The 19,585-nt window shown below is 54.0% G+C and carries 12 protein-coding genes, 1 rRNA gene and 1 pseudogene; 3 read left to right on the top strand and 11 right to left on the bottom strand.

The features are described from left to right. Positions 1-44 precede the first annotated feature (44 nt). The 7 genes from hmsP to bcsR all read right to left on the bottom strand — a co-directional run bounded on the left by hmsP (position 45) and on the right by bcsR (position 12,743). Positions 45-2,051, bottom strand: coding sequence for a biofilm formation regulator HmsP (gene hmsP, locus V6E55_RS08545; protein WP_236919857.1), 2,007 nt, complete (start codon positions 2,049-2,051; stop codon positions 45-47). A 119-nt stretch (positions 2,052-2,170) separates the two neighbouring features. Then, entirely contained in the window at positions 2,171-5,653 is a 3,483-nt protein-coding gene (gene bcsC / locus V6E55_RS08540) for a cellulose synthase complex outer membrane protein BcsC (RefSeq protein ID WP_316942590.1), read from the bottom strand. Further along, a complete protein-coding gene (gene bcsZ / locus V6E55_RS08535; RefSeq protein ID WP_316942664.1) occupies positions 5,635-6,741 on the bottom strand; it encodes a cellulose synthase complex periplasmic endoglucanase BcsZ in 1,107 nt (368 codons plus the stop codon). Before bcsZ ends, bcsC begins: the two co-directional genes overlap by 19 nt. Positions 6,742-6,747: 6 nt before the next feature. Next, positions 6,748-9,168 (bottom strand): cellulose biosynthesis cyclic di-GMP-binding regulatory protein BcsB, encoded by a 2,421-nt coding sequence (gene bcsB, locus V6E55_RS08530; RefSeq protein WP_316942589.1) that lies wholly within the window; start codon positions 9,166-9,168, stop codon positions 6,748-6,750. Positions 9,169-9,178: 10 nt separating this feature from the next. Continuing rightward, on the bottom strand, positions 9,179-11,794 hold the full coding sequence (gene bcsA / locus V6E55_RS08525) for a UDP-forming cellulose synthase catalytic subunit (RefSeq protein ID WP_114980149.1): 2,616 nt from the start codon (positions 11,792-11,794) through the stop codon (positions 9,179-9,181). Further along, positions 11,791-12,543: a cellulose biosynthesis protein BcsQ gene (gene bcsQ / locus V6E55_RS08520; RefSeq protein ID WP_114980148.1), complete on the bottom strand. Its 753-nt coding sequence runs from the start codon at positions 12,541-12,543 to the stop codon at positions 11,791-11,793. The genes bcsA and bcsQ overlap by 4 nt, the downstream gene beginning before the upstream one ends. Before the next feature lie 11 nt (positions 12,544-12,554). Next, positions 12,555-12,743, bottom strand: a complete 189-nt coding sequence (bcsR, locus tag V6E55_RS08515) for a cellulose biosynthesis protein BcsR (protein ID WP_316942588.1) — start codon at positions 12,741-12,743, stop codon at positions 12,555-12,557. A 172-nt stretch (positions 12,744-12,915) separates the two neighbouring features. On the opposite strand from bcsR, the pseudogene bcsE reads away from it, so the two are divergent. The 3 genes and pseudogenes from bcsE (at position 12,916) to bcsG (ending at position 16,341) form a co-directional block, all read left to right on the top strand. Continuing rightward, a pseudogene (gene bcsE / locus V6E55_RS08510) lies at positions 12,916-14,478 on the top strand (cellulose biosynthesis c-di-GMP-binding protein BcsE). After that, on the top strand, positions 14,472-14,669 hold the full coding sequence (gene bcsF, locus V6E55_RS08505) for a cellulose biosynthesis protein BcsF (RefSeq protein ID WP_114980146.1): 198 nt from the start codon (positions 14,472-14,474) through the stop codon (positions 14,667-14,669). Before bcsE ends, bcsF begins: the two are co-directional and overlap by 7 nt. Then, on the top strand, positions 14,662-16,341 hold the full coding sequence (gene bcsG / locus V6E55_RS08500; RefSeq protein ID WP_114980145.1) for a cellulose biosynthesis protein BcsG: 1,680 nt from the start codon (positions 14,662-14,664) through the stop codon (positions 16,339-16,341). The genes bcsF and bcsG overlap by 8 nt, the downstream gene beginning before the upstream one ends. 45 nt (positions 16,342-16,386) lie before the next feature. Here the strand turns inward: bcsG and V6E55_RS08495 are convergent, their stop codons facing one another. The 4 genes from V6E55_RS08495 to rrf form a co-directional block, all read right to left on the bottom strand. Beyond that, a complete protein-coding gene (locus V6E55_RS08495; RefSeq protein WP_316942587.1) occupies positions 16,387-17,379 on the bottom strand; it encodes a glycosyl hydrolase family 8 in 993 nt (330 codons plus the stop codon). A gap of 7 nt (positions 17,380-17,386) precedes the next feature. Next, positions 17,387-18,358, bottom strand: a complete 972-nt coding sequence (gene birA, locus V6E55_RS08490; protein WP_108091158.1) for a bifunctional biotin--[acetyl-CoA-carboxylase] ligase/biotin operon repressor BirA — start codon at positions 18,356-18,358, stop codon at positions 17,387-17,389. After that, on the bottom strand, positions 18,355-19,383 hold the full coding sequence (gene murB / locus V6E55_RS08485; RefSeq protein WP_236919852.1) for a UDP-N-acetylmuramate dehydrogenase: 1,029 nt from the start codon (positions 19,381-19,383) through the stop codon (positions 18,355-18,357). Before murB ends, birA begins: the two co-directional genes overlap by 4 nt. Positions 19,384-19,507: 124 nt before the next feature. Further along, positions 19,508-19,585: ribosomal RNA gene (gene rrf, locus V6E55_RS25810) — 5S ribosomal RNA — on the bottom strand; the annotation flags it as partial.

The following is a 19,585-nucleotide window of genomic DNA, read 5'->3' as shown; positions in this document are numbered from 1 at the left end:
AATGTTAAGAACTTTGAGCTGACTCGCACAAGCCAGCAACAAAATTACACTTTTGCGTTATTGTCAGGACCAGAAAGGTATCGTTGTTCAAAGACATCCGAAGGAACAGCACGGGCAAAAAGGAAGCCTTGTCCGCTCTCCACGCCCGCCTCTGCCAGCCAGGCGCGTTGCGCTTCGGTCTCAATCCCCTCGGCAATAAGATGCAGGTTCAGACTGCGTGCCATCTGGATAATGGCCTGCACCATACTGCTGTCGTCCGGCAGGCCGTCGACAAACGCTTTGTCAATTTTGAGCACATCCACCGGAAGGGTTTTCATGTGCTGAAGCTGGCGCAACCCGGCGTACCCCATGCCAAAATCGTCCAGTGCAATGCGAATGCCAGCATTACGCAGCGGCTTCAGAATCGCCACCGCCTCATTAGGGTCGTCAATACGTCGGCTCTCGGTCACTTCCAGAGTTAACGTATCAGGCTTGATTCGGTAACGATGGATCAGCTCCAGCATCTCTGAAACCATGGTCGGGTGCATAAGCTGCAGGGCTGACAAATTGACCGATAACGGCAGCGTCACGCCCCGCTCCTGCCAGGCGGCTAGCTGACGACAGGACTCTTCAAGCACCCAGTAACCGACAGTGACCATCAGACCACAGGATTCGATGCGCTCAATCAGCCCCTCCGGCAACTCCCATGAGCCATCCGGCTGCTGTACACGCAGTAGCGCCTCAGCACTTTTCACTTCTCCCGTCAGCAAGTTCACCTGCGGCTGTAACCAGAGGGCAAACTGACGGTTATCCAGCGCGGTCAGGATATCGCTCTCTTCGGTCAGGCGCTGTTGCGCCTTTTCCATCTGTTCCGGGTCGAAGAACTGGATCTGATTTTTCCCTTTGCGCCGGGCGGTAAAGGCCGCCGAGAACGCGCGCCGATATAGCTGTTCCGCCGTCAAGTCGCCATAGTACATCGCGATACCGATGCTGGCGCTTGGACGAAGCTGGATACCCTGAACAGGCAAGCGTTCATTAATGACAGTGAGTACTTGCTGACCTAATGTGATCGCATGCCAGGGCTCTTTCACACCGTTGGCAATAACAACCAGGTCATAACCACTGACCTGAGTCAGTACCATCCGCGGGGCAAGGACAGACTTCACTTTTTCCACCAGCGTCAGGAGTAACATTTCGCGCTGGCTCTCCTTGAGCACGCCAGCCGTGTCCTGCAAGGTCTCGCAGGCGATGACCATCAGCGCCGTGGTTTGCTGGCGCGCAACAGTCTGCTCCAGCATCGCCATCAAAAAGGCTTTATTGGGAAGCTCGGACACCGGGAATCGAGTGGCGCTGTTGCTTAACTCATCCTGTTGACGCTGAATACGCTGCTGATTGAGGTTATAACTGCGCACCAGCATACCAATTTCATCGTCATGATGCAGACGCGGCAGCTCAAGCTGATGCCCCATCTGATCCTGCGGCGCAAGCGCATTCAGCTCGCGGGCGATACGGCGCAATGGATGTACAATCAGTCGGTTAATGCACCAGGTTAACGCCACGCTGAGGATCAGTGTCATAAGTAAGCAAGTGGTCACTAACGTAACCACCCAGCTCATGACGAACTTATACATGCGATAGGAATCCGCCTGTAACACCAGGTAGGCCAATGGCTGTGGATTAGCAGGCCGTTCAAGCGAATAAACCGGCAGTGAAATCTGCACCGGCAGTTCAAACAGGCGCATCACCATCATCGGGACGGGGCGTTCCGGGATAAAGCTCATCCGCAACGCCTGAAACTGGTTAGGCAGCACAACATCCGCCCGGCTTACGACACCAGCCGGCTGAATGCGTTTCAAAATGGTTTCCGCTTCGGGAATATCCCCTTTCAGGATAGAGGCAGAGAGTGGGCCTCGCACCGAGCGGGCGATACTTTCTAACTGCGAAGCCGTGTTATAGCGATTCTGCTGTACGGAATGAAACAGCAAAATTACGCAAAAGAGCAGGACAAACAGCATGGTGACGGCAGAAACCATCGCCATCTGCTTGATCGTTAAAGAACGGCTGACACGCAAAATGACTCTCCACAAAACTCGAAGCGCAGGGCGCACCAGGGTGTAAACCTGGCGCGCCTGAGTATACCCGATTGCTACGCTATTAAGAGAGACTTACAAATGGATTAAGGAAAATCCGATTACCAGTCCGCGTAAGGGATGAGCGGCTGCGGCGGTAAGTCCATATCGCCCTGCCAGCCTGCAGCAGAGTAGCGTACATACAGCAACGCATGGCTTGGGGTATAGTCTTTCGCTTCCTGAATATCCACGCCCATGCCCACAAACCAGTTGGACGTTACACGACGTTCGATAATAGCCCGCGCGGTATAACCTGTGCCTGAGGAGCTACTGCCGGTTTCCATCGCGCCCCGGTCAGTATAGCGGCCTGGCTCATCGGTCGGGATCAGGCTCTGGATCGGGTAGCGCAACTCGTCTTTGGTTTTTGAATGAGACCAGGATACCGAGCCACCCAACTCCCAGGACCAGTTCTCTGTGCGTTTACGCCAGGTCACTGGCAAAGCGAAGGAGACATACTCCTGCGGGCTATAGTAACCACCCTGACCCAGAGAATACCCGCTCAGATCTTTGTCGTAGTGCCACAACATATTGGAGACGCCGACCGTCAGGCGCTCATTGTTTTTATTAATCAGCTTGTAGTAGTAACCCGTCATCCAGCGGACGCGCCAGTTATCTTCCACATTTTTACCCGTCAGCGTTTCTGCATTCAGGCTCGACCAGACACCATTCGCCTCGCCTTTGTCATAGCTGACACTCACACCACCACCCGTAGCGCGTACGCCACCCCAGGTGGTGCCGGTATTGGTGTCTTTTTGCCCGGCGAAGGCGAGCAGAGAGCTGGATATTGGTCGGCGGTGGGCGTTAACGGTATAGCCGATTGGCCCCAGATCGCTGCTGTAACTGATACCGCCGACCACGTCGACGACATCAAAGCCCATTGGCGTGGTACCAATATCCATCGCCCAGGTTTTATTCTGCCAGCCAACGGCGACGCTCGCGCCATTGTCTGACTGATGGGTGTTGCCGCTACACGGTGTCGCTGAACAGGTACCCCAGTTTGGATCGTACTTCCCGTCATTCGTGTCAAACGATCCGGCGTCCATATTGACCAGGTCGCTGCGGAAGAACATACGTCCATCAGAGAGCGGGGCATCAACCTGCAGCATGGTGGTATGCGCCTTCAGGTCAGAATAACCACCCGTACCGCTAGATCCCCAGTAATCATGTTGCAGTGTGACGTTAACATCCTGCTGGCGGTACAAATCACCGGCATCACTGCGCACACCACGTTTCAGCCAGTCGTCTTTTTCATCATTACGCGTCAAACGGGTGAAGCTGTCGTTGTCGGTCGGGCGCGTCGTCGTGATACCAGACGAGACCATCGCATCTTTATAGGTATCCAGCGCCTGCTGAGGTTGGCCGTTTTGCGCCTGGAAACGCGCAGCATCACGTAACACCAGCGCGTTTTCCATGGAACCGGGTTGCGATTTGGCCTGCGGGATGATTTTGTTGAATGTTTGTTCTGCGGCTGCGGAATCGCCCAGACCGGCCTGCGCCATCGCAATCCGGCGTTGCATATTGAGCGACAACGGCTGACCATTTTGCGCGGCTGGCAATTTAGCCAGTTCGGCGCGCGCGGCATCCTTGTCACCTTGTGCACTGTAAATTTCAGTCAGACCGAGGATCGCATCTTCGTTCTGCGGCTCACGCTGCAACACGGCACTGTAAGCCGTTTTTGCCTCATTAAGATCACCACGCTGCTGTGCCCAGTCTGCCAGAGTTAAGTCAATTCGAGTGGAGGTCGGTTGCTGGCGGAGGAGATTTTCTGCTTCCTGCTCTTTGCCGCTGTCGCGCAGACGGTTGGCGGTTTCCAGCACCTGGTTGCTTTGCAGGCGGTCGGCCAGCTCCTGAATGTTACTATTCCACTGGTTACGCGGAAGCGTGTCCAGATGCGCCAGGGCAGCCCGGTCTTGATCGTTTCCGGAAAGATACAGCCCGGTGGCATACACCTGATCCGGGTCAGACGGTTTCTGGCTGGCAAGCTGACGCATCAGGGTATCCGCCTGGCTACGCTGGCCCGCGCTGTAGAGATCGCGCGACAGTCGGTATGTTATCCACACGTCGCCAGGAGAGAGTGCCAGACGGCGACGCTGAATTTCTGCTGCCTGAGCGTATTTACCCTGATTTTCCAGCTGTTCTGCCTGGGCTGATAGCTGCTCGTTGGTCAGACTACGTTCAATATCATCAATGCTCCGGCGCTGGCTGGCAGACAGCGACTGGATAAACTGCGAAGCTTTCTCAGGAGACTGCGCGCGGTAAATATTGGCAAGACCACGAACCGCATTGCTGTTGCCGCTGTCCATACGCAACGCCTGGCGATAATAACGTTCTGCCGCGTCGTTATCTTTACGCGCTGCCGCGACATCTCCCAGCCCCAGCACAGCATAACTGTCGGTATTGTCGATATTGCGTGCCTGCTGATAGTAACGCTCTGCCTGCGCCGGGTTATTCGCCTTCAGCGCCGCATCCCCTTGCTGGATCAGCAGCCAGTAACGGTTAACTTTCAGCAAACTGTCCCATTTTCCCCGGTTATCACTCTGGGGATCGAGGGCAATCGCCTTTTCAAACTGTGCCACTGCGCGGGCGCGATCACCTTTCTGGGAATAAGCCTGCCCCAGGGCCCCCACCGCCTCGCTGTCAGCATGGTTGGCGCTGACGGCTTTTTGCAGTTCAGCTACCGCCTTACCACCCTGTCCGGCATCCACTGCGGCCAGTCCTTCCGCTTTCGCACGGAACGCCGGGTCAGCAAGCTGTTTTTGTTGTGCTTCAAGCTGTGAGCGTGCCGCCGTGACATTATCCCCGTCGCTGAACACACTCAGATATTTTTGCAACGCGCTGACGCTGGCGCTGCTGGCAGGCTGGCCTTTTATCTGCTCATACCACAAATCTGACGCCTGATTGCGGCCATTGGTAGATTTAGCCATCTCCTGCAACACCGCAAAGCCTTCATCGCGCCGTCCACTCTGGAACAGAAGTTGAGACAGCGTTGCCTGCAGCTGTGTATTTCCGGGGTTGCTGGTATTTATTTTCTTGAGCTGGTTAATCGCTGCATTGCGGCGGGCAGGATCTTTCGCCACGACATTCCAGTATTCCGTCGCCAGGTCGCCACTCGGTGGGTTGCCGCCAAACAGCTTGTCATAGGCGGCAATTGCCTCCTGAGTGTGCCCCGTCGTAGCAAGCAATCTGGCCTGCTGTAGCTGCTGGCGACCATCAGGGGTGGAGAGCAACATCGTATTACGTGATGACTGATACACACTGGAGCCCGGCGCGATCCCTTTCAGTCGATCCAGCTCTTTTTGCGCACCAGCGGTATCACCCTGACGAAGCAGGTAACGAAAGCGTGCGGCGATGACGTCAGGGTTGTTCGGGTCAATCAACTCAAGACGATAAAGTGACTGTCGAACCAAATCCTCACGCTGAGTTGATTCACCCAGCCGAACCTGTTCCAGCAGTTGTCTCTGCTGGGGAGAGTTAGCGGCCTGAGCCAACGGCATCAATGCCAGGCCAAGCGATAAACTGAGTAGACTTACTGTGAACTTGCGCATTCCTGGCCCCAATCCGGTATTAATTCACCTTTAGCGGTGAAGCGAAAACGATGCTGATCCCATCCTTGCCCAAAGAGAGTCAGTACGTAACTGTAATAGGCATTATTATCGGGAAAATGGTCTGCAACGCGCTGGCGCTGAACCGCCTGGGCATCACGCTGTTGTAAAAAAGGCAGCATCGCGGCAGAGAAACCGACCGGGCCCTTACCCGTGCGTTTTCCACTCGCCACATCCATTTTCTCCGGCGGCACACCGTGTTTCATTGTCATTGCCGCCATCGGCTGGAAGCGCGTCAGTAGCCGGGCTTTCTGGGGATCGTTATCACTCATCATCCCCACCCAGAGGTAGACGCGAATGGCGTCATAGCCCCCTACCAGCGTCTTATCCTGTTGTAACCGCCAGCCTTTGTTTTTCTGGTACTGCACCCAGTCCGGCGAAAAACCTTTCGGCGCACTCTCCAGCAGCAAACGGAGATTGGTTTCACGAAGGGTCGTCCACGGAGCACCGAAGCGCGTGAAATAGCTCGCTAACTGCGGAGGTAAATAACTGGGGTTGAAGCGCCAGCTTTTCTCTTCGGCAAAACCCACTTTGCCGGGAAGCAGCATCGCGCCGAGACCGGGCACTTTTACCACTTCCTCGCTGACAATGCGTTTCAGCAGTGCCTTACCCGTGCGGGTATACTCCGGATGCTTCCACAACCGGCCCGCCTCAAGCAGCGACCATGCGATCCAGACATCGGCATCTGAGGCGGAATTGGTATCAATAACCGCCCAGTTTTCTTTGTCTTTCTGTCCCCATAGCCAGGCCGGCAGATGGTCACTGAGATTGCCACTGGCAAGGTTATCGCGCGTCCACGTCAGCAACTGGTCAAACGCTTTGCGATCATTCGCGGCCAGGGCAAAGAACAAGGCGTAGCTTTGTCCTTCCGACGTCGTAATTTTGCGCGTGTCACTGGGATCAATGACACGCCCGCTCTCACTGATGTAATCCTTTTTAAACTGCTCCCAGGCAGGCCAGGTACAGGCGGCGCGAAGAGGAAGCGCCGCCAGCATCAACGCTGCTAATGCACACCAGCGAAAGGCTTTCATCACATCTTACTCATCCGGATTAAGGCGACGACGACTGATGATACGCAGCAGACGCCACAACACCCACGCCAGCAGTACCACACTGACCGCAGCCAGGATGGCGAGCAGAACCGGATGGTTAGCCAGCGCATACCACAGACGTTCGAACCATGGCAGATGGCCGACGTAATACACATCGCCCACGCGCAGGCTGTTAACGCCAGACTCACGAATCACCGACACCGAACCAAACATCGCGGCACGTTTACCGCTGTCGTTCATCGCGGTATTCAGCAGTTCATACCCGCGCGGGCTGTCCGCAAGAAGAGCCACAACGCTACGTTGCTCGTTGTAAGGTGACTGGAAGCCCACCACTGCGGCCATGGCTCCCTGAGACGTTACGGTCGTCTGCACGCTGGCCTGGCGATCGTTAACATCCGGCATAATGCTCGGGAACTCGGTCTGGCGCATCGGGGTGTTAACCCATGACTGAGCCGCTTTCACCAGCAGATCGATACGTTTGTCATCCTTCAGCTTATCCGGGATGGTACCGATCACCATGATGTCAGCATCTTTGTTCTGGATCTGGCTACCATCATCAGTCAACGTGACGTTAATTGCCGGTAACCCTGTCTGTGCTCCTACGGTCGCCATGGTATCCAGCAGCGTTGTCACCTGCCCTTCATTTGGCGCTTTTGGCATAACGACAATGGATTCAGAGAGATCGGCCATACGGCTGAACGGGAAGCCCGCATTAGCAAATGCACGCAGATCTGGCATCGCCAGGAAGTGATAGTACTTCGAGAAGTCGATGGTCGACTCATCGCCAATCACGACGTGGTTCTGTACAGGCTGGAAGGTCACGCAGTTATCTATCGAACCGCCAGGCATCGGGTTCATGTACTGGAAATCAAAGCGTAACTGGTTCACCGCACCCAGCTTCAGCGCCGGGATAGAGACATCCGTTTTCCCGTCCAGCAGCCCCTGCAACACCGGCAGGCGAAGCATCAGTCGGCTATTATCCTGAGTGCTTTGCAGGCTAAAAGATTGCAGGAACTGGTTGTTCAGGCTGATATCCATGCGCGAGCTGTCTTTCGTTACCGGCGAGGTGTAACGATAGTTCAGATTGATATCAATCCCGTTGGTACGCAGCAGGTACAGATCCGGCGGCAGATTCAGTGACAGGCTAATTGGTGCAGGCTCAAGCCCGGTCGCCTGCAACTGCTCTTCATACGTTTTCAGTTCACCAAATGTCACTGCACGGTCAGTACGTACCCAGTTTGGCGCATCGTAAGGTTTACGCGCCAGCAGTGGCTTAACTTCATCCACAACGACACTGTTACCGCGGAACAGGACATTGCCCTGAGCAATCGCTTTTGCGGCCTGCACCAGATCTTTATCATCACGACCAAAGACCACCAGCAGCTTCACGTACGGGTTATCCGGGTGGCTTACCATTTCAATGGTTGGCGCTTTAACGTCTGGATGATCGCGAAGGAAGGCTGGTCGTTTGGCATTGGTCGCAAAGACGATCGCGTTTCTGTCCGGCATTTTATCGTACATCACCGGGAAGCTCTGGCCGCGCCAGCCGGAACGAGAACCAAACCAGGATGCCACAATCGTGGCCGCGAGTTGCTCAGTCACATCCGGGGACGAGGCGAAGACCATCGGCAGGGTTAGCGAACGGTTGTCACGCGGATCAAAGAACGGAATGGGGAACGCTGAGAGATCGTTTTTCAGCGCCAGTGACTGGTAGGTCATCTGCAGCGAGGAGTTGCGCCCTACATCCATCCACAGTGTGTTGCTGGCCGGGTTTTCACAGACATCACGGTAGTGACCGACAAACTCCAGACGGATACGGTTAAAGTCGGTGATAAACAGCGGGTTGATCGGCACCTGAGCCTGTGTTTTTTTACCCAGCTGCTCCTTCGTGACGGGCAGAACGTCCATCAGCTCGTCATTCAGGTAAACCTTCAGCTGAGACTGCACGGGCAACAGCGACGGAGATGGGGTGTATTCAAGGTTCAGCACCGCATTAGAGATAACCTCATCACTGCGCATACCAAACTCAATACCGCCGTTAGGGTTGATGCCGCGCAGTACCATACTTCCCGGGGGGGGCGCAATTTGCGCAAAGGTCAGCTTCACATCCCGTGACGGGGCATTGTCCGCGACAACGGGCGCATTTGCACCCCGGACGCCCGGCATCACCTGCCCGATGACCTGGCTGTCTGCCGGCAGGGTGTTCCCCTCCGTTGGCTGGTTCGGAGTGATGTTTTCTGTTTGACCGGGTGCCGCAGTGACAACCGCATCGGTTGCTTGCGCGACGACAGGCACCGTTGGCGCAGGCGTTGCCGCTGCGTTACCAGGAGCTGCGTTAGCCATTGTTGCGGGGATTGCACTCATCCCCATTGCCACTGCACATAACCAGGAAAGTTTTGTTTTCATCGCGTTATCATCATTGTTGAGCCATAACCGGGTCCGCCTGCTTCGCCTCATCCCGCTCAGGACGACGAGGAATGAACGACACGACCCAGGAAACCAGCGAAGTAAGTGACCGGAAAATTATTTTCACCGACGACGGGGCAAATTCTGCAAGGTGACGATAGCCACGGAACCCCAGCTTCAGAATATCCAGCAGGCTTTCCAGAGGTTTATCTTCCGGGAAGCTGTCCTGCCAGAGAGCCCACGTATCCGCGCGGGCAAACGTACACTGCACAAAATCAATATGCTGCTTTTTGGTCAACGGCATCAGCTGCAGACCGACTTCATCCCCTGCCACACGAACAACTTGCGTCGGGAAGACATACTCCTGCTGACCACGTTTAAGCAGCAGGTTAACTTTCTGCCCTTCCAGCACTTTCGCCTGACCGTTGATTTTGATCCCAAGACCACCGTCAGAGAAGTCGTGCACGGTACAGGAGAAGAGGTGTCCATCTTCACGGGCAAGTGCCGCAGGCATACAGATTTCAACACGATGCGCACGACGTACCTGCTTGCTCTCTACCGACACGGCAACTGCGCCACCGAGGATAATCAGGTTGTAGAACACCCATGCCATACTCACGAACACGGTCAGGATCTCGTTTTCCGGGCCATAGAAGTAACGCCAGATACCCGCGATAACGCCAACAATGTTCAGCAATACCAGGAAGATATACGGACGGGAGATCACCCAGTCGACGTATTCCTCTTCCACCAGACCACCCTTCGCGGTGACGTTAAATTTACCTTTGTGCGGGTTAATCAGCGCCACCATCGTTGGCGGGGCGATATACCAGGCCAGCACCGTTTCGTAGATTTCACTCCAGAATGAATGGCGGTATTTACCCTGAATCTTCGAGTTCGTCAGGCTCGCGTGGATCATATGCGGCAAAACAAACAGCGCAATCATCAGCGCCGGGGCGTAGATGATGTAAGCGTGAAGAAGCAGGAAGGCCAGTGGCGCAGTCAGGAAGATCAGCCGCGGGATACCGGACAAGAAGTGGAACATGGCGTTGACGTAGCAAAGACGCTGCGCCAGCTTGAGCCCTTTCCCAATCAGTGGGTTATCGAGACGGAAGATTTGCACCATGCCGCGTGCCCAGCGAATACGCTGACCAATGTGCGCCGACAGTGACTCCGTTGCCAGACCAGCGGCCTGGGGAATACGCATATAGGCAGAGGTATAACCACGACGGTGCAGACGCAGCGAGGTATGCGCATCTTCGGTAACCGTTTCGACCGCAATGCCCCCAATTTCATCCAGCGGTTTGCGGCGAATAACCGCACAGGAGCCGCAGAAGAAGGTGGCATCCCACATGTCGTTCCCGTCCTGCACCAGGCCATAGAACAGCGTGCCTTCGTTCGGGGTTTTACGGAAACGGCCAAGGTTACGTTCAAACGGATCCGGCGAGAAGAAGTGGTGCGGCGTCTGCATCATTGCCAGCTCTTTCTCTTTCAGGAACCAGCCCATGGTCATCTGCAGGAACGAGCGCGTCGGTACGTGGTCGCAGTCAAAGATCGAGACAAACTCGCCAGTGGCATACTTCAGCGCGTTGTTGATGTTCCCGGCTTTTGCATGCTCGTGAGTCGGACGGGCGATGTACTCGACTCCCACCTCTTCCGCAAACTGACGAAACGCCGGACGATCACCGTCGTCGAGGATCCAGACTTTGAGTTTATCTTTTGGCCAGTCGATACCCAGCGCGGCATAAATGGTGTTTTTCACCACGCTCAGATCTTCGTTGTAGGTGGGGACAAAGAGATCCACTGACGGCCACTGAGAGGTATCTTTTGGCAGCGGAACCGGCTGGCGGTTGAGCGGCCAGATCACCTGGAAATAGCCCAGCACCAGTACAACCCAAGCGTAGGTTTCCGCAAACAGCAGAACCAGACCGCATACCAGACTGACCGGATCGTCCCAGTTCAGCGTTGAGGTATAACGCCACCAGATGTAGCGGCAGGAGACGGTCAACGACAATACAATCAGCATCAGGGCTGAGAAGCGACCCGGAATACGGCGAACCAGCAATGCCACGCCCCACAGCAGAATCAGGAAGGTGAACTGTGCCAGCGGGTTAAAGGGTTGCGTTATACAGACCAGCGCCAGGATGAGCGAGAAGACGACGATCACGCCGAGAATAAAACGCCGCAAGCCCGGGTGGAGATGCCCGAGCTCTTTATGGTTATCCAGGTGGCTGGTCTTATCGGTCACGCTATCGGGCAATTTATTCAGCCACTGATGGTAGCGTTCACGTAACAGCTGAACACGAGAGAAGCTGCGCCAGTGCGGCACTTTTTTCTCTGACCGGGGGGATGTTGCCACCAGCCAGATAGCCTGAATAAGGTATCGCGCCGGATCCAAAGGCCGTGGCCGGTCTGGGTTAATGTGCGGATATAACTCGCTGTGCCGCGCACGTATGTGCTGCCAGCGCGGGTGTTCGAGTGGAATGAACATCCAGGCCAGAATCATCCAGAAACAGCCGAGCGCGGCACTAAATGACGAAGCACCATGCCGGCGAAAATGCCGGTAATGTTCGCTCAAACGCGAACTAACCGGCGGGATGAGTAACCAGCTGGCGAGACGACTCATACCGAACTCCCTGCAGGGTCCGCCGCGTTGGCGAAGTTCAGCAGACACCAGTTAGCCAGTGTCAGAATCTCTTCTGCCGCCAGTGAATCGCTGCGGTATTCCCCGAGCGGTTGCTTAGAGGCAAGGCATTCCGCCATTCCCTCATCACGATGGATGACAATCGGAAGCAAGCGGCGCTGACTTTGCAGCCACACCTGATACAGATCGTCCTGGATCTGGCTGCCAATGCGTAAATCGTTAATCAGAATATGTCCATTCTGAGGCAGCCCTTGCTGATGCAAACGGATATGGCAATTCGCATCGACGTTGACGACCGAGAGGACATGATTGCACTGCGCGATAAGCTGTCGGGTCAGCGTGCCGGAGCCATGCGGCAGATCCAGCAGGATCCATTTATAGTGCCCTTTTTCTTTCAGGCTCTGCAGCGCAAGCGTGAATTGCGAAAACAGACGCTGATAAGCCGCCTCATTTTCGCGTTCCGCAGTGGTCAATTGACCAAAAGGCAGTAAATCAAGCTGGGAGGTATAACGCATACCCGCATCCCGCCAGTCTTTATCATCAAGCAGCGCGCGAGCCCAGCCCTCTTCGCGCGTAAAGTCGACATTAAACGACATACGCAGCAAATTATCGGCGCAGGCATCAATAACCAGCACCGACTCACCTAAAAGCTGTAATGACCACGCCAGCGCCGCAGTCACGGATGTGGTACCCACCCCGCCACGGATGCCTTGTAATCCGAGTATGGCCATCAATGGCTCCCTTATTGTCGATGGGCAAATTCAGCTAATAACGGCCAACGTTTAATAGCCGCAGCCAACTGTTCCCGCTGGGAAATATCGGTGTAATCTATTTCAGGTAAAGAAAAAGCCTGCGTAAGCGCCAGAAAATCATTCTGGAATGTGTAACCCAGAGTTGAGTCGACTGGGGTACCGGGTTCATTATTATCCATTCTCTTCCATCCCTTTGAGTAAAATCGCATGTTCAGAAGTAGCGAGGCATCCTGCCTATCAAATTTCATTTACATGCTAAATCTGATGTTCTTTAATTTCAATGTTAGGTTTATTTCTACGCTTTCGCTAGTAAACTGAGATACAGATAAATTAGACGAAAAGAGGGACACCGTGGACTCCATATTTTCTATTGGCATCCAGTCATTATGGGACGAATTGAGCCACATGCCAGTCGGAGGAGTCTGGTGGATTAATACGGACCGAAATGAAGATGCTATCAGTCTGGTAAACCAGACAATTGCCGCGCAGGATAAGGATTCCCGCGTAGCCGTCATTTGCATGGGCGATGACCCGAAGAAAATTATTTCGCTCGAAAGTGACCGCGGACCGCAGTCTGTGCGATTATTTTCCATGTCTTCGGAAGTCGATAGTCTATACTTTTTGTCCCGCGACGTTCAGTGCACTATTGATCCGGATCACCATCTGGTGATCCTTAAATGTGCGAATAACGTCCTGCAAAATATCCCCGCAGAAAAACTGCTGACCTGGCTGGAAAAAATCAATAAATGGACAAAGTTTCAAAATTGCACGCTATTGATAGTCAATCCTGGCAGTAATAATGACAAGCTCTTCTCACTTTTAATGGGTGAATATCGCTCCCTGTTTGGTCTGGCAAGTATGCGTGATCAGGTCGGTAGCTATCTCTACGACATTGCATTCTGATGCAATGAAAAAGGCGTGAGCGCCAGACAACAGCTAACCCTTAAACATATCGAGGGTAGGTGGCACCTGGCAAAGCAAGAAGAAACGGTGGTGCAACCGCGCAGTGATGAAAAACGGATTCTGAGCCATATTGCGGTTTTAGAGGGAGCACCTGCACTGTCGGAAAACTGGTCACTGTTTGAATCTAACGAAGCGCTTTTTCATGAAGCCCGCACAACCCAGGCAGCAACGATTGTTTTCTCGTTGATGCAGAATAACCAGATTGAGACGCTGGCAAGGCAAATCCACACCTTACGTCGCCAGCGCGGAAGTGCGTTAAAAATTATCGTGCGCGAAAACAATACCAGCCTGCGCGCCACCGATGAGCGCCTGCTTTTGGGCTGTGGTGCCAATATGGTCATTCCATGGAATGCGCCGTTGTCGCGCTGCCTGACGCTTATCGAGAGCGTTCAGGGCCAGCAGTTCAGCCGCCATGTCCCGGAAGATGTGTCCACATTGCTCTCCATGACGCAACCGATGAAACTGCGTGGATACCAAAAATGGGATACCTTCTGCGACGCCGTTAGCAACATGATGAACAACACGCTACTTCCGGCAGACGGAAAAGGGGTCATGGTTGCTCTGCGCCCTGTACCGGGTATTCGCGTTGAACAGGCCCTCACGTTGTGCCGTCCGAACCGCACAGGGGACATCATGACCATTGGCGACAATCGTCTGGTACTGTTTTTATCCTTCTGCCGGGTAAACGATCTCGATACTGCGCTTAACCACATCTTCCCCCTGCCGACCGGGGATATTTTCTCTAACCGTATGATCTGGTTCGAAGATAACTCTATCAGCGCAGAGTTGGTGCAGATGCGCGCCCTCAAGCCTGAACAATGGGTTAAACCGCTCGCTATCAAGAGTGAGGTTAAACCGATTCTCAATGCCAAATATGATGGACATGTCTGGCGTCGGATTCCGGAACCCCTTCGCCTGTTAACTGAGAATGGGGAGAACACACCATCATGAGTATCAGCGATATTATTCAACTGGTCGTATTCTGTGCGCTGATCTTTTTCCCGCTTGGCTACTACGCGCGCCATTCAATACGCCGTATCCGTGATACGGCCAGAGTGCTGTTTGTAAAACCTCGCTATGTAAAACCAGCCGGAACACTGACACGGGCATCACACGTCAAGGCAGACCGAAAACATGACTAATTCTACCTATACCGCTTCGTCACCCTCGCCGCTGTGGCAATACTGGCGCGGCCTTTCTGGCTGGAACTTCTACTTTCTGGTGAAGTTTGGTCTGCTTTGGGCAGGCTATTTGAATTTCCATCCTCTTCTCAACCTGGTGTTTATGGCCTTCCTGCTGATGCCTCTGCCAAATATCAGGCTGCATCGCTTACGCCACTGGGTGGCCATCCCTGTCGGCTTTGCACTATTCTGGCATGATACCTGGCTACCGGGGCCGGACAGCATTATGAGCCAGGGATCGCAGGTTGCCGGGTTTAGCGCCAGCTATGTCCTTGACCTCACTGAGCGCTTTATTAACTGGCAGATGATTGGTGCCGTCTTTGTGCTGCTGGTTGCCTGGCTATTTCTGTCGCAGTGGGTCCGCGTCACGGTGTTTGTCGTCGCCATTATGATCTGGCTTAACGTACTGACGCTTGCAGGTCCCGGTTTTTCTCTGTGGCCAGCGGGTCAACCGACCACAACTGTCACCACCACCGGTGGCAGTGCGGCGGCAACCGTTGCGACCGCGGGCGATACACCTGTAGTGGGTGATATCCCCACCCAGACCGCACCACCGACCTCCACTAACCTGAACGCCTGGCTTTCCAGCTTCTATACCGCGGAGGATAAGCGACAGACTAAGTTCCCGGATGCGCTGCCGGCAGATGCTCAACCCTTTGAACTGCTGGTGATCAACATCTGTTCACTCTCCTGGGCAGATGTGGATGCTGCAGGTTTGATGTCGCATCCGTTGTGGTCACATTTCGACATTCAGTTTAAAGATTTCAACTCTGCAACCTCGTACAGCGGCCCGGCGGCAATTCGTTTGCTGCGCGCAAGCTGCGGCCAACCCTCACATAAAAACCTGTACCAGCCTGCCGGAAACCAGTGCTATCTGTTCGATAACCTGGCAAAACTGGGCTTTACACAGCATCTGATGCTGGGTCATAACGGTGTGTTTGGTGATTTCCTGAAAGAGGTTCGTCAGGAAGGGGGTATGCAGGCACCGCTGATGGATCAAACGGGTCTGCCGGTTTCGCTGTTAGGCTTCGACGGTTCACCAGTTTATGACGACACCGCCGTGCTGCAACGCTGGCTGCAGACCATCGAAAAGGACAATAATCCTCGCAGTGCAACGTTCTTTAACACCCTGCCGCTTCACGATGGTAACCACTTCCCTGGTGTGAGCAAAACGGCTGACTACAAGGTGCGTGCGCAGAAGTTCTTCGACGAACTGGACGCATTCTTCACGGAGCTGGAAAAATCAGGCCGTAAAGTGATGGTGGTTGTGGTACCTGAGCATGGTGGCGCGTTGAAAGGTGACAGGATGCAGGTGTCTGGTCTGCGTGATATCCCAAGCCCGTCCATTACCAATGTGCCTGCAGGTATTAAATTCTTTGGTATGAAGGCTCCGCATCAGGGCGCACCGATTGAGATCACCCAGCCAACCAGCTATCTGGCCATCTCCGAGCTGGTTGCCCGTGCCGTTGACGGGAAGCTATTTGTGGAAGACAGCGTGAACTGGGATCAGCTCACCAGCAATCTGCCGCAAACGGCAGAAGTCTCTGAGAACGCCAACGCGGTGGTGATTCAGTACCAGAACAAACCTTACGTTCGCCTGAACGGCGGAGATTGGGTACCTTATCCGCAGTAAAATGGCATTGCTTCCCTCTCCCTCCGGGGAGAGGGAATGTTCAGATTATTGCCGGGCGATCCATACCAGCATTTTCAGGCTTGCTGAATAGTAATCATCTTTTGAGGTGATTTCGGGTTCTGTGGAAGACTGTCCCATCGTTAAATCACGTACTGCCAGCAGACCCCCTTCCATCATGTAGGGTGCATACTCGTTAGTAGTGACGTTAACCCAGGCGGGAGTTTGTTCCCGGGGAAATTGACCGAACCAGGCTCGCCACGGCGTCAGCAGTGGGCTTTGCTTATCAACCCAGGCCACATACAGCGGAATACGAATCGCATCGTAGCTCATCCGCGGTGCCCAACCTTTGGCCGGAGTCAGCTTGCCACCCGACGCCAGAGAGACCCAGTCAGTGGGCAGATTCGCTTTACCCGAGCCCATTTTCCCCAGCAGACGTTCCCCGTCCTTAATCAATTCACGCCAGACCGGTAAATGACTACGCCCGGCAAAGGCCTGCCATGCCGGAAACACGAAATAAGAAGGGTTCAGTACCACTTCACCATCAAGGTTAAACCCCTGGACACCCGGTAGCATCACCCGGTAACCCGCATAGCGGATCACGTTGTGCTCAATCAGTGCTTTTGTAATTGCATCCGATGCAGCGCTGTAGCGTTTGTCATGCCAGCGCGCGTCGGCTTTTAACAGTGCCCAGGCAATCAGCACATCGCCATCGGAGGCGTTGTTCTTGTCGGCGACCGGGTTGGATTCTGCGGGGTTATAACGCCAGTAAAACAGGCCGTTATCTTTGTTTTTAAGCTGACTGTCTGTCCATTGCCAGAGCTTATCGAACGTGGGTTTATCGTTGTTGGCCACCGCCATCAGCATGGCGAAACCCTGGCCTTCCGTATGCGAAACGTCACCATTGCCGGTATCGACAATGCGGCCTTCCGGTTTGAAAAAGCGTGCCTTATAGCTTTCCCAGGCCTGACCCGCCTGAGAGAGAGGAGAGAAGAGCAAACTCATCATCACAGCCAGCGTAGCGCAGACGGGTTTTCGCATAATTAACTCATTCCGGTTGTTCAGCACTTCGCAGTGAAATTTCACCGCCTACCCACGGCTTGATCACACCATCCTGCTCCAGAAGCAACGCACCCTGTGCGTCAATGCCACGGGATGTTCCGTAGATCTCTTTATCACCAATCAGTAATTTCACCGGGCGGTTGATAAAGTTATCCAGCTTTTCCCAACGAGACAGGAATGGTGCCAGCCCCTCCTGTTCAAAGAGGATGAGTGAGCTGCGTAATTCCTTAATCATACGCACGGCGAGGGTGTTACGATCGATGACGATCCCTGCTTCCTGAAGATTAGTCCAGGCCTGATTCACCACATCATTTTGTACATTGCGCATCACCATATTGAGGCCTGCACCAATAACGATTTGCGCCGCATCGCCTGTTTTTCCTGTCAGTTCGACCAGGATACCTGCAAGCTTACGATCGTTCAGATAAAGATCATTAGGCCATTTAACACGCACTTTATCAGCGCCCAGATCGTGCAGTACTTCCGCCATGACAATCCCAATAACCAGACTCAGGCCAATAGCAGCAGCAGGCCCCTGCTCCAGACGCCAGTACATGGACAGATAGAGATTGGCACCAAATGGCGAGAACCATTTACGGCCACGACGACCACGACCAGCCTGCTGATACTCCGCAACACAGGCATCTCCGGATTTCAGCTCAGGCAGACGATCCAGAAGATACTGGTTCGTCGAATCAATCACTGGCAGCACCGCAACATTGCCATATCCAATCTGGTTACGGATCGCTTCTTCATTCAGTAGCTGGATTGGCTCCGGCAGGCTATATCCTTTTCCGGGAACCGTGAAGACATCTACTCCCCAGTCACGGAGGGTCTGGATGTGCTTGTTAATGGCGGCACGGCTCATGCCGAGTTGCTCACCCAACTGCTCGCCAGAATGAAACTCACCGTCGGCAAGAATGCCAATCAGTGTTAACGGGATGGTATTATCCTTCACGCAATGGTCTCCACGGCATTCACTTCACCTGTGCGGCCAATGAAGCGGACTTCTGGCTCCAGCCAGACATTAAATTTTTCGCCCACGCACTGACGGACATGGTGTGCCAGTTGCACAACATCGCTGCCGGTCGCATTGCCCTGGTTAATCAGAACCAGGGCCTGCTGACGATGCACTGCAGCCCCGCCCTTCGTGGCACCTTTTAACTGGCACTGATCGATAAGCCAGCCCGCAGCCAGCTTCACGCTGCCATCAGCTTGCGGATAATGTGGTGCAGCAGGCCATCCAGCAAGAAATGCTTTTGCATTTTCGCCACTAATGACTGGGTTTTTGAAGAAACTCCCGGCATTTCCATTCACTTTTGGATCGGGAAGTTTGGTCATTCGCATATGGCAAACAGACTCAAACACCTCACGTGCGGTTGCAGTTGCTGGGTCAAGACGTGTTAAATCACCATAGGTGAGGACTGGTTTCCAGTTTTTCGCCAGACGCAGACCAACGGCCACAATCACATAGCGATCCTGGTATTCATGTTTGAAAATACTGTCGCGGTAACCAAAATGACACTGTTCGGCAGTCAAACGCTGAGCCGTTCCGGTCGCCAGTTCAATACAATCGACATATTCGCAGACGTGTTTCAGTTCGATGCCGTAGGCACCGATGTTTTGAATGGGTGACGATCCGGCACAACCTGGGATCAGTGCAAGATTTTCGAGGCCTGGCATCCCCTTCTCAAGGGTAAATTGCACCAGATGATGCCAATTTTCTCCGGCCCCTACATGCAGATGCCAGCTATCAGCGCGCTCTTCCACATCAATTCCCATGATGCGGTTGACGATCACCGTTCCGGCAAAATCTTCGAGAAACAGGACATTACTTCCTTCGCCCAGAATCAGTACGGGTTCGTCGTTTTCTGTTGCGCTTTGCCATGCACTCAGCAATTGCTGTGCAGTATCGGCACGTACAATGTTATTAGCATTGCGTTGAATGCCAAAGGTATTCCAGGGTTTAAGGGAGTGGTTCATAGACGCTATCCTGATGCAAAAACGGAGGTAGTTTACCGTATAAGCAAGGAGTTGGGGGATTTGTTTGTGCGCCGTATAAATGCAAAAAGGCCATCCTTACGGATGGCCTCTTCACTTAATTGATGCCTGGCAGTTCCCTACTCTCACATGGGGAGACCCCACACTACCATCGGCGCTACGGCGTTTCACTTCTGAGTTCGGC

This window comes from Enterobacter sp. 342 (assembly GCF_036663495.1).
Lineage (GTDB): Bacteria > Pseudomonadota > Gammaproteobacteria > Enterobacterales > Enterobacteriaceae > Enterobacter.
This window is presented reverse-complemented; position numbering and strand designations above follow the sequence as displayed.

Bases quoted from the DNA above. Each gene is read 5' to 3' on its own strand.
- bcsC (WP_316942590.1), bottom strand. From the start codon at position 5,653: ATGCGCAAGTTCACAGTAAGTCTACTCAGTTTATCGCTTGGCCTGGCA.
- bcsZ (WP_316942664.1), bottom strand. From the start codon at position 6,741: ATGAAAGCCTTTCGCTGGTGTGCATTAGCAGCGTTGATGCTGGCGGCG.
- bcsB (WP_316942589.1), bottom strand. From the start codon at position 9,168: ATGAAAACAAAACTTTCCTGGTTATGTGCAGTGGCAATGGGGATGAGT.
- bcsA (WP_114980149.1), bottom strand. From the start codon at position 11,794: ATGAGTCGTCTCGCCAGCTGGTTACTCATCCCGCCGGTTAGTTCGCGT.
- bcsQ (WP_114980148.1), bottom strand. From the start codon at position 12,543: ATGGCCATACTCGGATTACAAGGCATCCGTGGCGGGGTGGGTACCACA.
- bcsR (WP_316942588.1), bottom strand. From the start codon at position 12,743: ATGGATAATAATGAACCCGGTACCCCAGTCGACTCAACTCTGGGTTAC.
- bcsG (WP_114980145.1), top strand. From the start codon at position 14,662: ATGACTAATTCTACCTATACCGCTTCGTCACCCTCGCCGCTGTGGCAA.
- V6E55_RS08495 (WP_316942587.1), bottom strand. From the start codon at position 17,379: ATGCGAAAACCCGTCTGCGCTACGCTGGCTGTGATGATGAGTTTGCTC.
- murB (WP_236919852.1), bottom strand. From the start codon at position 19,383: ATGAACCACTCCCTTAAACCCTGGAATACCTTTGGCATTCAACGCAAT.